Here is a 13,432-nt window from a genome sequence, read left to right on the forward strand (position 1 = left end):
GCCGCCGCGCTCATGCCGAGTTGATGTGCTCCTTGCAGTACAGCCGGCGGTAGGCGGCCGGTGTCATGCCGCGCTGGCGACGGAACAGTCGGCGGAAATAGGCACTATCGCCGAAGCCGCAGCGCTCGGCGATGCGCGCCAGTGGCAACTCGGCATTGAGGAGCAGGCGCTCAGCCGCGGTAATACGCTGGCGATGGATGGCTTCGGTCAGGGTAATGCCGAAGGTCTGGCGGAACACCCGGCCCAGGTAGTCGGGATTGCAGCGCAAAGCACTGGCCAGCGTTGCGGCGCCAAGGGCTTCGCCGAAGCGCGTGCCGATCAACTGGCGGGCACGATAAGCCAGGGCCACCCCGGCCCCCTGGGCGGCGCTGGCCAGCGGACTGCGCGCCAGGCGCTCCAGCAGCGCCAGCAGCAGCAGTTCCAGGGCCGCCGGTGGGGCGCCATCTTCCTGTTCGGCAAGAAACAGCCGCAGCAGGGCGACGAAGCGCTCCGGCACCTGCACCTGGGAACGCTGGGGTATCGCCAGGGCCTCTCCCGCGGCGGGCGCAGCGGCTAATTCGAAATGCAGCCAGTAAAAACTCAGGTCGGGATCGAAATCGCCTAGGCCTTCGTGCAAGCGCCCCGGCTGCAGCAACAGGGCTTCGCCGGCGCCCAGGACGAATTCCTCGTCCTCCTCGCGGAGCCTAAGGATGCCGCGGTCGACGTAGATCAGCTCATAGGAATCGAGGATTCGCCGTGGATGGCGTCCCACCCCGCGGGAGATGAAGTGGCCGCCGTTCTGTACCTGCAACGGGCTGGCGAAAATCAGTTGCAGCATGACCGCACCCTTGGCATTCGTCGATCCATCCAGCTTGGCACGATAAGTCGGAATCGTCCCGTTTTTATACGTCTCGGCTCTCTTGTCGGCCGCCGCCCACGGATGCCAACCTAGCGTCCAGGCCAACCGCTCCAAAGGCGGCAGGAACAGGCTCAGACCGTCCAATTCGACGGTCGCACTCCAATAATGACAAGAAAGGGAGAAGCTCGCATGACCACCTCGGTCCTTACCTCCGCACCCCTCGCGCCTGCCTCGTCTGCGGCGGAATTGTCTCGGACGGAAAAATTCGGCTATGGCCTTGGCGATGCCGGGGGCACCATCATCACCTGCCTCATCGCCAACTTTCTTACCTTCTTCTACACCGACATCTTCGGCCTCACCCCAGCCGTGGTCGGCACCCTGTTCCTGGTGCTCCGGGTCGTGGATGCCCTCGCCGATCCGCTGATGGGCACCCTGGCCGACCGCACCAACAGCCGCTTCGGTCGCTTCCGCCCCTGGCAACTGTGGGCCGCTCTGCCCATTGGGTTGGCCGGCATTCTGACCTTCAGCACCCCGGACCTCGATCCCACCGCCAAGCTGGTCTATGCCTTCGTCACCTACCTGGCGCTGTCGCTGAGCTACAGCGCCATCAACGTGCCCTACTGCGCCCTGATCAACGCCATGACCACTCGCCAGCAGGAGGTGGTGTCCTGCCAGACCTGGCGCTTCATGCTCTGCGGCCTCGCCGGGTTGCTGGTCTCGGTAGGTCTGCCCTGGATGGTCGTCGCGTTCGGCCACGGCGACCCAGTACGAGGCTATCGCTGGGGCGTCACCCTGCTTTGCACCGTGGCGGTGGCCATGTTCCTCTGGTGCTTTTTCAGCGTACGTGAGCGCGTACCCCTGGCAACCCTAGGTCACTTCAGGCTGCGCCAGCACCTCGCTGCGATGAAGCGCAACGACCAGTTGCTGCTGATGCTGGTGCTGTCCTTCCTACTGATCAACGTGTTCAACGTACGCGGCGGCGGCTACCTGTACTTCATCACCTACGTACTACACGGCAGTACGGCCTACACCTCGCTGTTCTTCGCCATGGTGGCCTTGGCCACCACCGGTGGCGCCCTGCTGGTTCCGCCCCTGTCGCGCCGGGTCGATCCGCTCCGGCTGTACCTGGGCGTCAACCTGTTGCTGGCGGTCTGGAGCCTGGGACTGTACCTGGTGCCCACCGGCACCGAGCACGCCCAGCTCTGGCTCGGCCTGATCTTCGCCACGTGCCTGGTGCAGGGCATGACGCTGCCGCTGCACTTCTCCTTCATGGCCTTCGCCGACGACTACGGTCGCTGGAAGACCGGGGTGCGCTCCTCAGGGCTAAACTTCGCCGCCAACCTGTTCTGCATCAAGCTGGCCTGGGCCTCGAGCGCCCTGATCATCAGCGTCCTCTTCACCCTGGTGGCCTACCATCCCGGCCAGGGCGCCCAGACCCCGGCCTCGCTGGCCGCCATCACCCTGCTGCAGACCCTGGTCCCCGCCCTGCTGCACCTGGCGCTGGCGGGCGTACTGGTGTTCTGCAAGCTGAATCGCCCTTTCATGCAACGCCTGGCCGACGACCTGCAGGCCGCCTGCTGATCTTCTGGAGGATTTCATGACCACTACCCTTCACGACACCCCGCGCGTCCGGCTCGACGACCCTTTCTGGAACGCCTATCGGCAACTGATCCGCGAAGTGGTCATCCCCTACCAGTGGGAGGCGTTGAACGACCGTGTCGACGCCGCCGAGCCCAGCCACGCCATCGACAACTTCCGCATTGCCGCAGGACAGCGCCAGGGCGAACACCACGGCATGGTGTTCCAGGACAGCGACGTGACCAAATGGCTGGAAGCGGTGGCCTACCAGCTCGCTCAAGCTCCTGATCCGGCGCTGGAAGCCACCGCGGACGAGGTGATCGCCCTTATCGGCGCCGCCCAGCAGCCGGACGGTTACCTCAACACCTACTTCACCGTGAAGGCCCCCGCCGCACGTTGGACCAACCTCGCCGAATGCCACGAGCTGTACTGCGCCGGCCACCTGATCGAAGCCGCCGTGGCCTACTACCAGGCCACCGGCAAGACCGCCCTGCTGGACATCGCCCGGCGCCTGACCGACCACATCGACCAGGTGTTCGGCCCTGGCCCGGAGCAGTTGCGCGGCTATCCGGGACACCCGGAGATCGAACTGGCGCTGATGCGTCTGTACGAGGCCACCGATGAGCCACGCTACCTGGCCCTGGGTCGCTACTTCGTCGAGCAGCGCGGCCAGCAGCCGCACTACTACGACGCCGAGTACGAGCGCCGTGGCCGCACCTTCCATTGGCCCAGCCACGGCCCGGCCTGGATGATCAAGGACAAGGCCTACAGCCAGGCCCACGCCCCCATCCTCAAGCAGGACAAGGCGGTCGGCCATGCGGTCCGCCTGCTCTATCTCTACACCGGGGTCGCCCACCTCGCCCGGCTCACCGGCGACGCCGAACAGGCCGCTGCCTGCCAGCGCATCTGGGACAACCTGACCCAGCGCCAGCTCTATGTCACCGGCGGAGTGGGCGCCCAGAGCCATGGCGAATCCCTGACCTGCGACTTCGACCTGCCGAGCGATACCGCCTACGCCGAAACCTGCGCCTCAGTGGCCTTGGTGATGTTCGCCCGGCGCCTACTCGAGCTCAGCCCGGAAGGCCGCTATGCCGACGTTCTGGAGCGGGCCCTGTACAACACCGTGCTGGCCGGCATGGCACTGGACGGCCGGCACTTCTTCTACGTTAATCCTCTGGAGGTAGACCCCGCGACCTTAGGCGGCAGCCACCGTTACGACCACGTTCACGCCGTGCGCCAGCGCTGGTTCGGTTGTGCCTGCTGTCCGCCGAACATCGCCCGCCTGCTGGGCTCGCTGGAGGACTATATATATCTGCAACGCGAGGACTGCCTGTATGTACACCTCTACGTAGGCAGCGACCTCGACTGCACCGTCGCCGGCCAGCGCTGGCACCTGCGCCAGCGCAGCGCCTACCCCTGGCAGGGCCGCATCGATTTCGAGTTGAGCGGGGAGGCCCAGAGCGGCACCTTTACCCTGGCCCTGCGGTTGCCAGACTGGTGCCCGGCGCCCGGGGTACGGATCAACGACGAGGCGGTCGAGGTTGCGCCCCTAGCGCGCGACGGCTATTGCCTCCTGCGCCGCAAGTGGCAGGCCGGCGACCGGGTTAAGCTGGACCTGCCCATGCCGACCCAACGCCTGCGCACCCACCCTCGGGTACGCCAGCTGGCCGGCAAGGTGGCCCTGCAGCGCGGGCCGCTGGTTTATTGCCTGGAGCAGGCGGACAACGGCGTCGATCTGCACAACCTGTCACTGCCACCAACGGCGCACTTCCATGAGATCCAGGGCCGTGCGCCGCTGACGCAGGTCGTGCAGCTGGAGACCGACGGATTGCGCTGGAACGGAGCAGGCAGCCCCGACCAGTCACTCTACCGCCAGGATCCGGCCTCGACTCAGGCAAGTCCGCAGCGACTCACTTTCATTCCCTACTACGCCTGGGCCAATCGTGGCGAAGGCGAGATGCGGGTCTGGGTCAACGAACGCTGAGGGGCATCAGGCGGTGTCTGCCGCCAGGCATGGCTGGATTGAAACCGGCGCGTTCACCGGCCTGACCTTCTGTCCTAGGCAGCCGGGCTCATTTGCCTCTCGGAGACGTAGGCATGAGCCCGGGCCTCTCACTGCGCTGACCTTTCCTTGCCCAACCTTCGCTCAGGTGCCCCTAGTTCGCTTCCGATCCACGCGGCGCCAGGCGCTTCCACACCGCCTTGGTACCCGAGGCGCAGGCCTGGCGATACCCCAGGGCATGGCGCTCCACCAGGAACCAGGAGACCACCGCCAACGGCAGGGTGATGCCGATCGAGAGCAGCACCATGGTCCAGGCCTCGATGCCGGGGATCACCGCCGCCAGGGTCTGCTGCACCGGGAAGGAATAGATGTAGAGCCCGTAGGAATAGTCGCCCACCTCGTTGAAGGCGCGGATGCGCCCGCCCGGAACGAAGGCGAGGTAGAGCAGCACGTAGCCCAGCGTCAGGTTGTAGACCAGGAAGAAGCTGTCACGGTCGGGGGTGGCCACCGCCAGCAGTGCCACGGCGGCAGCGAACAGCGCACGTGACAGCGGAATGTAGCCGCGCAGCACATAGAAGGCGCCCCCCAGAAAGAACATCTGGAACAGCCGCAGCAGGTGCGATTCGCTGGCGAAGAAGTAATAGGCGAACAGCTTGAACAGCACGGCACCGGCGGCGAACAGCAGGATGGCGCGCTGGAAGTGCCGGCTGTCCAGGCGCAGCCAGAGCACGGCCAGCCACAGCAGCGCCAGGGCGCCGTACATGCCCACCTCGAAAGGCAGCGTCCACAGCGAGCCGTTGACGATGGTCTGTAGCGGATTACCCTCGAACAGCCCGGGCAGGTCGAATTCGGCACCGGCGATCAACCCGGTGTTCTTCAGCAGATAGAACCAGGTCTGGGGATCGCTCAGATAATCCTGCAGCGGTGCCCGGGTCAGCCAGGCGCCGAGGCCGAGCACCGTCAGCATCAGCATCACCAGCAAGCCTGGCACCACGCGCAGGGCACGGCCCCAGACGAAGTCGATGATGTCGGCGCGGCTGAGCAGACTCTTGGTGACCAGGAAACCGCTGGTGATGAAGAAGATGTCGACCGCGATATCGCCGAGGGTCATGCCCAGGCTCTCGCGCCCGGGTTCCGCCGTGGCGGTGCCACTGGAGATGGCGAAACTGTGGCTGAAGACCACGGCGAGCGCCGCGATCATGCGAATCAGATTGAGATTGTTGTTCTTGCCGCCAACGTAATCCTGAACGGTCTGCACGGATACCTCACGCCTGGTGTTTGGAGCCATGCGTCCCGATTGTAGTCAGATCCGGACCCAATGCAGGTGTTATGGCCCTTTGCTGGCCCAAAGCGTGGAATGCTGGGAATTTCTAACCGACGAAGCCACCGTACATCGGTCAGCGGGAACCCGGATGCCTGCGGAAAACCCGGCAAAGCGTGCGACAATCGTCCATCTTTTTCCGATTCAAGCTATCCCGAGGCTCCCATGTACGACTGGCTCAACGCCCTGCCCAAGGCCGAACTGCACCTGCACCTGGAAGGCACCCTGGAGCCCGAACTGCTGTTCAAACTGGCCGAGCGCCATGGCGTCGCCCTGCCCTGGGGCGATGTCGAAGCCCTGCGCGCCGCCTACAACTTCGGCAACCTGCAGGAATTCCTCGACCTCTACTACGCCGGTGCCGACGTGCTGCGCACCGAGCAGGACTTCTACGACCTGACCTGGGCTTATCTGCTCAAGTGCAAGGAGCAGAACGTCATCCACACCGAGCCCTTCTTCGATCCCCAGACCCACACCGATCGCGGCGTTCCCTTCGAGGTGGTGGTGCGCGGCATCACCCAGGCGCTGAGCGACGGCGAGCGGCAGCTGGGCGTGACCAGCGGGCTGATCCTGAGCTTTCTGCGCCACCTCTCCGAAGATGCCGCCCAGGCCACCCTGGACCAGGCACTGCCGTTCCGCGACCACTTCGTCGCCGTCGGCCTGGACAGCTCGGAAAAGGGCCATCCGCCGAGCAAGTTCAAGCGTGTCTTCGCCCGTGCCCGTGCCGAAGGCTTTCCGGCCGTCGCCCACGCCGGCGAGGAAGGTCCGCCGGAGTACATCTGGGAAGCCCTCGACCAGCTCGGCGTGGTGCGGATCGACCACGGCGTGCGCGCCTTCGAGGACGAGCGGCTGATGGCCCGTCTGGTCGACCAGCAGATCCCGCTCACCGTCTGCCCGCTGTCCAACACCAAGCTCTGCGTGTTCGACGACATGAGCCAGCACACCATCCTCAAGATGCTCGACCGCGGCCTCAAGGTCACCGTCAACTCGGACGACCCGGCCTACTTCGGCGGCTACGTCACCGAGAACTTCATGGCCCTGCACGAAGGCCTGGGCATGACCCAGGAGCAGGCCCGGCGCCTGGCGCAGAACAGCCTCGACGCCCGCCTGGTGAAATGAGCATGAGCCTGACCGCTGCCGAGATTTCCTACTACGAACGCTTCGCCGAGCGCCTGGCCGACGCCGCCGCCGTGGCCATCCAGCCCTACTTCCGCGCCCAGCTGGCGGTGGACGACAAGGGCGACGCGGCCATCGCCGGTCGCCGCTACGACCCGGTGACCATCGCCGACAAGGCCGCCGAACGGGCCATGCGCGAACTCATCCAGGCCGAGCATCCGGATCACGGCATCCTCGGCGAGGAAGAAGAGAACGTCGCCGGCGGCAGCCCCCTGAGCTGGGTACTCGATCCCATCGACGGCACCCGCGCCTTCATCACCGGCCTGCCGCTGTGGGGCACCCTGGTGGCGCTCAACGACGGCAACCGTCCGGTGATCGGGGTGATGAACCAGCCCTTCACCGGCGAGCGCTACCTGGGCACCCCCGCCGGCGCCTGGCGCAACGGCGCGGCCCTGCGCACCCGCGCCTGCGCCAACCTGGCCCAGGCCCGGCTGATGTGCACCAGCCGCGACATCTTCGACACTCCCGAGCGCCTGGCCGCCTTCGACGCCGTGGCCGCCGAGGTGCAGCTGGCCCGCTTCGGCGGCGACTGCTACGCCTACTGCATGCTCGCCTCGGGTTTCGTCGACGTCATCATCGAAGCGGGCCTGCAGCCCTACGACGTCCAGGCGCTGATCCCCATCATCGAAGGCGCCGGCGGCCGCATGACCGCCTGGGATGGCGGCGATGCCCAACAGGGTGGCGCCATCCTCGCCTGCGGCGATCCGCAGCTGCATGCGCAGCTGGTGGAGCGGTTGCAGCACCTGGCTTGAGGCTTGGCAGGCGGGTCCGTAGGTTGGGTTGAGCGCAGCGAAGCCCAACGCGGAGTTTGCCGTGATGCCTTGGTTTATCAGTGCCCTATTTGCTTATCGAGTGCTCGGATGGATTTTGTTTCGCCCCCTCAGGCGAGTCACTTTTGCCAGTCGCGGCTGCGCGCCCCGGACAAAAGTAACCAAAAACGCTTGCCCCACCATCCGGCCCTCCGCTGCGCTGCGGGTGATTCGCTGCGCTCACCCTTCGGGCCAGCCTGCGGCTGTTACTTCGCTACGCTACGTTTCGCTCACGCCAGCGCCGTTCCGGGGTCGGCCTATACGGGCCGTCCATGGCCCGTTAGGCCTCTCGCCGCATCCATGCGGCTCGACCCACTCCACGACACTGGCGTTCGCCCTCCTGAACGGGGCGCTTCGCCAGCCTGAAGGTGTTGGTTGAAGAACCGTAAGCGATCGTAGCGTGGACAACGGCGAAGCCTTGTCCACTGATGGTTTAGGTGCCCAGCAGTGGAAAACGCTGCGCGGTTTTCCACGCTACGAATCGCGATGGCCTCTCTGCAAGCGCTCCCTAAATTCCAGGCTGGCGCCTAGTCCCCGTTAGTGAGGCCAAGTTCCGGTGTCGTGGCGGGGGTTGCGAGGCAGGACGCCGAGCAAGGCGCGAGGGGCAGGACGCCCCTTCGGGCCGTGCCCTCGCCACGGCGCCGGAGCGAGGGGACCCGGAGCGCAGCGGAGGGCCGAAACGTGGGGACAGCGTTTTTGGTTACTTTTGTCGCGACTGACAAAAGTGACTCGCCCGGGTGGGCGAAACAAGAATCTCCAGCAGACCTCGATAAGCAGCCAAGACACCCAAAGCAATCGCGGCCATGGGCCGCTCCTACAGGCCCAATCCAACCCTGTAGCAGCAACCGCATCGACGGACCGTCACAGCCGCGATCGTCCCACTGGCTCCTACGCCAATCATCCCCCGCCAACCCCTTAAGCCCCCTCTAAGCCAACTCCCGTATACCGGCAGGATTCCACCAAGAGTCCCTGCCGTGCGCCCCTCTTCGCCCCCTGCCTCCTCCAGAGCCGCAAAGCTGGAGCGGGCCCTGCTGCTCGGCTGCCTGGCCGCCTACCTGCTCGCCGGTCTGTTCGGCCGTGGTCTGTGGAAGGCCGACGAGCCCTACTCCTTCGGCATGCTGTGGAATTTCCTCACCACCCCGGACTGGCTGATTCCCCGGGTCGGGACCGCGCCCTTCATGGAAAAGCCGCCGCTGATGTACTGGACCGGCGCCCTGGCCGCGCGGTTGTCCGCGCCCTGGCTGAGCGTCCCCGACGGCGCGCGGCTGGCGGTGCTGGGCTGGATGCTGGTAACCCTGGCCGCCCTCGCCTGGCTGACCCAGCGGCTGCTGCCAGGTCGCCGGCGCGAGGCCGTGCTCGCCCTGCTGGGCATGTTCGGGGTGGTGCAGCACAGTCATCTGCTGATCGCCGACGTGCCCCAGCTGGCCGGCGCCACCCTGGGCCTCGCCGGGCTGGCCGCGCACCTGCACGACAACCGCCACCCCTGGCGCCAGGGCCTGCTGTTCGGCAGCGGCCTGGGTATCGCCTTCATGAGCAAGGGTCTGCTGGTGCCCGGGGTGCTGGGCCTCACCGGGCTGCTCTGCGCGCTCTGCTGGCCGCGGCGGCTGGTCGAGCCGGAAGGGCGTCACTGGCTGCTCGCCGCCAGTCTGGCCGCCCTGCCCTGGTTGCTGCTCTGGCCGGCGCTGCTCTGGCACCGGGCGCCGGAGCTGTTCCATACCTGGCTGTGGACCAACAACATCGGCCGCTTCTTCGGCCTGGAGGCGCGCAACAGCGATACCGATGGTCTGGCTTCCAGCCTGGAGGATCTGCTGGCGCTGTCCTTCCCCACCGGGCTGATCCTGCTCGGCGCTACCCTCTGGCAGCTGTATCGCCGTGGCGGCAGCCCGCTGAAGCGGCTGGGTCGGCATCCGGGACTGGCCACGGTGGTGCTCTATGCGCTCGTCTGCCTGGCGGTGCTGCTCAAGTCGGCGGTGTTTCGCAGCCTCTATCTGCTGCCGCTGTTTCCGGCCCTGGCGCTGCTGGCGGCAAGGTTGCAGCCACCGCCGGTCATCGCTCGCCTCGGCCGTGATACCAGCCTGGCACTCTGGACGCCGCTCATCGTCCTGCTGGCCCTGGGCGGTATCGGCCTGGCCCTGGGTTGGGCCCTGCCCTGGCCGCAGCTGATCCGCGAGCACTTGCCGATCACGGAACGCCTGGCGCCGAGTCCCCTGGCCTGGGCGGTCGCGCTGCTGGCCCTGGTAGGCTGGGGCGTCACCCTGGCGCTGCGTGTACAGCTGGCAGCCGCCAGCGTCTGGTTCGTCGGCCTGACGGTCAGCTGGACCCTGGCCAACAGCCTCTGGCTACCCTGGGTCGACCTGGGCAACAGCTATGCGCGGCCCTTCACCGCGCTGCAGCGGGTGCTCCCCGCCACGGATTGCGTGGCCAGCTACGGCCTGGGCGAGTCGGAGCGCTCCATGCTGCACGTCTACAGCGGCTATCCCCCACAGGAGCTGAGCGGTCTGCACCAGGTGCCCTGCCGGGTACTGGTAATGCAGGACGAGTGGCACGAAGCCGTGACGGTACCGCCAGGCTGGCAGTTGCTCTGGCAGGGCGCCCGCCCCGGCAATCTCAAGGAGCGCTTCCGCGCCTTCACGGTGTTGCCGAGGGTGCCCAGCGACTCCAGGCCATCACCTTGGCCACCACGGTTTCCGACTGTTGGGCTTCGGCAATAGAGCCGCCTCAACCCAACCTGCGGCGCCTCCCGCTCACACCACCCGACCAACCCCTCTCCTCGCAGGAGAGGGTTGGGGTGAGGGCCACCCTGCACAGACGCCACAAACGACAACGCCCGTGCCGGCATTGCCGGACACGGGCGTTGGGGGAGCCTGTTGCCAGGCTTAGTGCTGGTGACCGCCTTCGCCATGGATGTGGCCGTGAGCGATTTCTTCGTCGCTGGCCGCACGCACGTTGACCACCTTGACGTCGAAATTCAGACGCTGACCGGCCAGGGGATGGTTGCCGTCGACGGTAACCTGGTCGCCGTCGATGTCACGCACGGTGACGATCTGCATGGCGCCATCCGGGCCGGAGGCGTGGAACTGCATGCCCACTTCCAGCTCGTCCACGCCTTCGAACATTTCCTTGCCCAGGGTGGCAACCAGTTCGGGGGTGTATTCGCCGTAGGCGTCTTCCGGCTCGATGGCCACCTTCAGCTCGTCACCCGCCTGCTTGCCGGACAGGGCGCGCTCGAGGCCGGGAATGATGTTGCCCGCGCCTTGCAGGTATACCAGCGGAGCACCACCAGCGGAGCTGTCGATGACTTCGCCGGCGTCGTTGGTCAGGGTGTAGTCGATGGATACTGCCGTGTTCGCCGCGATCTGCATGGCCAGAACCTTCATGCTGGGAAAAAAATAGGATGACGCATCAGTCTACGCGTCCAGCCTAGCAATTGCGAATGCGTTCGGTCAGTCCCCTGGCGCCCGGAGGCATCTGGAGGGCGCCTCTGCAAGGGTGCCCGACCGCTCGTCACGCAATCGCCATGGCCGCTTCACGGCGCTGTCATCCCGGCTACCTAGGGTTTGCTGCATACCCACTGCCGGAGCCCTGCCATGCCGATTCCAGTGTCCGCACCGCCCGCGCTGCGCGCCGAACGCCTGTCGACCGCCGCGGATATCCGCGCTGCCCAGCGCCTGCGAGCTGCGGTCTTCGGCAGCACCTACGGCGTGCATTTCGCCGACAACCTCGACCAGGACGCCTACGACGCCCACTGCCTGCACCTGGGGGTGCGCGACCTGCGCAGCGGCGAGCTGATCGCCACCACGCGGCTGCTCGACGGGCGCCGCCGCGAGCGCCTGGGCAGTCTCTACAGCGAAAGCGAATTCCAGCTGGAAGGCCTGGATGGCCTGCAGGGTCCGCTGCTGGAAATCGGCCGCACCTGCGTGGCACCCGGGCATCGCACCGGCGCCGCCATCGCCCTGCTGTGGGCGGAGCTGGCCGAGATCATGGCCTGCGGCGACTATCGCTACCTCATGGGCTGCGCCAGCGTGCCCATGGCCGACGGCGGTCTGCAAGCCGCCGCCCTGCTGCGCCAGGCCGCGCGGGACGAGCGTATCCCGGCGATCCGCGCCACGCCGCGGCGCCCGCTGCCCTTCGTCGCCGTGCCCGACAACCTGGTGGTGCAGCTGCCGCCCCTGCTCAAGGCCTATCTGCGCCTGGGCGCTCAGGTCTGCGGCGCGCCTTGCTGGGATCCGGAATTCGGCGTGGCCGACGTCTTCATCCTGCTCAAGCGCGAAGACCTCTGCCCGCGCTATGCCCGTCACTTCAAGGCTGCGGTATGAGGCGACTCCGCCTCGCCCTGCGGCTGCTGCCGGTCCTGGCCGCGCTGCTGCTCGGGGCGCTGTTCGCCCTGACGGTGGCGCTGGCGGTAGCGCTCAGTCGCAGGCCCTGCCTGGGGTTGCGGCAACGGCTGACGCGACGTTTCTTCCAGCTGCTGGCCCGGACCCTGCGCCTGCGCCTGGAGGTCCGCGGCGAGGTACCACGCGGCACCCACCTCTGGCTGGCCAATCATGTGTCCTGGCTGGATATCGTCGCCCTCGGCAGCTTGCGGCCGCTGGGCTTCCTGTCCAAGGCGGAGGTGGCGGAGTGGCCCTTCGCCGGCTGGCTGACGCGCCAGGCCGGCACCCTGTTCATCCGCCGTGGCGCCGAACGCGGTGACGCCCTGGGCGAGGCGCTGACCACGCGCCTGACCCAGGGCCTGTCACTGGCGCTCTTTCCCGAGGGCACCACCACCGACGGCAGCGTGCTGCGCACCTTTCATGGCCGGCTGCTGAGTCCGGCCATCGCCACCGGCACCCCGCTGCAACCCGTGGCGCTCAGCTACTGGCGCCATGGCGAGCCAGACCGGACCGCGGCCTTCATCGGCGACGACGACCTGGTGAGCCACCTGCTGCGCCTGCTGGACAACGGCGGCACCACCCTGAGGATCGAGTTGCTGCCAGCCATCCCGCCCCACGGTCGGCCGCGCCAGGTGCTGGCAGGTGAATGCCAGGCGGCCATCGCCGCCCGCCTCGGGATTCAGCGGGAAACGCGCGCCGCACGCTCGGCGGCGGCGAACGCCTGCAGCTGCGGATAGAAGTCGCGAAAGTCTGCCAGCAGGCCGTCGTAGGCGGCCTCCAGCTCGGCGAAGGCGCCGGCCAGCAGTTCCGGACGCGACAGCCGCCGCGCCATGCCCTCCACCACCCGCTCCAGCACGGCGAAGTCCCGGTAGCTGCCCAACCAGTCCTGATGCGCCATCAGGGGTGCGATGCGGGCCAGCCGTGGCGGCAGTTCCGGCTCCTCCAGCAGGGTCTGGTAGCAGTCCGCGACGAAACCCGGCAGCGGCTGCTCGGCATAGTCGTGCCAGAGGCGCGCCAGGCAGTGATCGAAGAAGACATCCACCAGCAGTCCGGCCACCCGCCGCCGCGCTGCGGGCAACCGGGCCTTGGCCCGGATCACCAGAGGGTGGTCGTCGGTATAGACGTCGATGCGCCGGTGCAACCGGATACCGGCGGCGATTCCAGCGGGCCAGGCGTCCGCCGAGCCCTTGACGAAATCGCCATAGAGGCTGCCGAGGCGATCTTCACGGCTGGGGCCGCCCAGGTGCAGGTGCGCGAGATAATTCATCCCTTCAGCATACTCCAGCCGCGAGCGGGCGGTTTTCCTGGACGACCCGCGGCTGCTAGGCTCGGACCTCC

General features: G+C 67.0%; 11 protein-coding genes. 7 read left to right on the forward strand and 4 right to left on the reverse strand.

The genetic code is table 11. The features are described from left to right. Nucleotides 1–10: 10 nt before the first annotated feature. Nucleotides 11–817: an AraC family transcriptional regulator gene (locus tag QE444_RS22375; protein WP_273862934.1), complete on the reverse strand. Its 807-nt coding sequence runs from the start codon at nt 815–817 to the stop codon at nt 11–13. 210 nt (nt 818–1,027) lie between these two features. On the opposite strand from QE444_RS22375, the gene QE444_RS22380 reads away from it, so the two are divergent. Together QE444_RS22380 and QE444_RS22385 are read left to right on the forward strand one after the other, a co-directional pair. Beyond that, on the forward strand, nt 1,028–2,419 hold the full coding sequence (locus QE444_RS22380) for an MFS transporter (protein WP_273862935.1): 1,392 nt from the start codon (nt 1,028–1,030) through the stop codon (nt 2,417–2,419). A gap of 16 nt (nt 2,420–2,435) precedes the next feature. After that, nucleotides 2,436–4,400 (forward strand): beta-L-arabinofuranosidase domain-containing protein, encoded by a 1,965-nt coding sequence (locus QE444_RS22385; protein WP_285387821.1) that lies wholly within the window; start codon nt 2,436–2,438, stop codon nt 4,398–4,400. 172 nt (nt 4,401–4,572) lie between these two features. Here the strand turns inward: QE444_RS22385 and QE444_RS22390 are convergent, their stop codons facing one another. Continuing rightward, nucleotides 4,573–5,676: an acyltransferase gene (locus tag QE444_RS22390; RefSeq protein WP_280308809.1), complete on the reverse strand. Its 1,104-nt coding sequence runs from the start codon at nt 5,674–5,676 to the stop codon at nt 4,573–4,575. Between the two features lie 228 nt (nt 5,677–5,904). Here QE444_RS22390 and QE444_RS22395 point away from each other — a divergent pair, with 228 nt between their 5' ends. From QE444_RS22395 to QE444_RS22405, 3 genes are all read left to right on the forward strand, one after another. Beyond that, nucleotides 5,905–6,855, forward strand: a complete 951-nt coding sequence (locus tag QE444_RS22395; RefSeq protein ID WP_133861420.1) for an adenosine deaminase — start codon at nt 5,905–5,907, stop codon at nt 6,853–6,855. Between the two features lie 2 nt (nt 6,856–6,857). Continuing rightward, entirely contained in the window at nt 6,858–7,664 is an 807-nt protein-coding gene (gene hisN / locus QE444_RS22400; protein WP_285387817.1) for a histidinol-phosphatase, read from the forward strand. Nucleotides 7,665–8,695: 1,031 nt separating this feature from the next. Further along, entirely contained in the window at nt 8,696–10,432 is a 1,737-nt protein-coding gene (locus QE444_RS22405) for a glycosyltransferase family 39 protein (RefSeq protein WP_285387815.1), read from the forward strand. A gap of 165 nt (nt 10,433–10,597) precedes the next feature. On the opposite strand, the gene QE444_RS22410 is transcribed toward QE444_RS22405, so the two are convergent. Next, nucleotides 10,598–11,083 carry a peptidylprolyl isomerase gene (locus QE444_RS22410; RefSeq protein WP_017639847.1) on the reverse strand — a complete coding sequence of 162 codons (486 nt, stop codon included), beginning with the start codon at nt 11,081–11,083 and terminating at the stop codon, nt 10,598–10,600. Between the two features lie 225 nt (nt 11,084–11,308). On the opposite strand from QE444_RS22410, the gene QE444_RS22415 reads away from it, so the two are divergent. Together QE444_RS22415 and QE444_RS22420 are read left to right on the forward strand one after the other, a co-directional pair. Further along, on the forward strand, nt 11,309–12,037 hold the full coding sequence (locus tag QE444_RS22415; RefSeq protein WP_007162722.1) for a GNAT family N-acetyltransferase: 729 nt from the start codon (nt 11,309–11,311) through the stop codon (nt 12,035–12,037). Then, nucleotides 12,034–12,831, forward strand: a complete 798-nt coding sequence (locus QE444_RS22420) for a lysophospholipid acyltransferase family protein (RefSeq protein ID WP_285387809.1) — start codon at nt 12,034–12,036, stop codon at nt 12,829–12,831. The genes QE444_RS22415 and QE444_RS22420 overlap by 4 nt, the downstream gene beginning before the upstream one ends. Here the strand turns inward: QE444_RS22420 and QE444_RS22425 are convergent. Next, nucleotides 12,774–13,361 carry an ACP phosphodiesterase gene (locus QE444_RS22425; RefSeq protein WP_285387807.1) on the reverse strand — a complete coding sequence of 196 codons (588 nt, stop codon included), beginning with the start codon at nt 13,359–13,361 and terminating at the stop codon, nt 12,774–12,776. The genes QE444_RS22420 and QE444_RS22425 overlap by 58 nt on opposite strands. Nucleotides 13,362–13,432: the final 71 nt, after the last annotated feature.

Source organism: Pseudomonas sp. SORGH_AS_0199 (assembly GCF_031453735.1).
Lineage (GTDB): Bacteria > Pseudomonadota > Gammaproteobacteria > Pseudomonadales > Pseudomonadaceae > Chryseomonas > Chryseomonas aestiva.